The organism is Pseudomonas sp. DVZ6, assembly GCF_024259445.1.
In the GTDB taxonomy this organism is placed as follows: Bacteria; Pseudomonadota; Gammaproteobacteria; order Pseudomonadales; family Pseudomonadaceae; genus Aquipseudomonas; species Aquipseudomonas peradeniyensis.
Genome location: NZ_JANCLM010000115.1, coordinates 1 through 466, shown reverse-complemented (window position 1 = coordinate 466; position 466 = coordinate 1). Strand labels below are relative to the sequence as shown.

Sequence of the window (466 nt, the reverse complement as noted above, 5' to 3'; positions counted from 1 at the left end):
GCCGAAGTCGAGCGAGAAGCACGGGAGGTGGAGCGCTGGAACAGCAGCCCCCTGCTCGCCGCCAAGGCTCCCCTCCCCGCCGTGGATGTCGAGGCCCAGTTGCCGCGCCGGATCGAACGCAAGCAGCAGCAAGCACGGGAGCGCTTCGAGGAACGCTACGACGAAGGTGAGCGCAGCGCCTTCGCCAGCGCCTACGAGACCGAACTGCACAACCGCCAACAGCTGATCGACCAGCTCGCCACCTTGTATGCCGAGCTCTACGCCGCCCCGGCGTTTCAACGCATCGCCTACAACGACTACAGCGCCATCGACTGGCGCTCGACGGAGTACTTCGTACGCATGCTGGGCACCTGTCTGTACGGCGGCCCCAGCGAAACCCAGCCGCAGGACGGCGCCGCGCTCGGCGCGAGCCAACGGCTGTGGCAACAGGAACTGGAAGACCCCGACAGCCTGCTGTACCAGGCCC

1 pseudogene is annotated in these 466 nt (G+C 67.2%); it reads left to right on the top strand.

Annotated features, from left to right (window positions below):
• Positions 1–466: pseudogene (locus NMG10_RS25870) on the top strand (hypothetical protein); the annotation flags it as partial.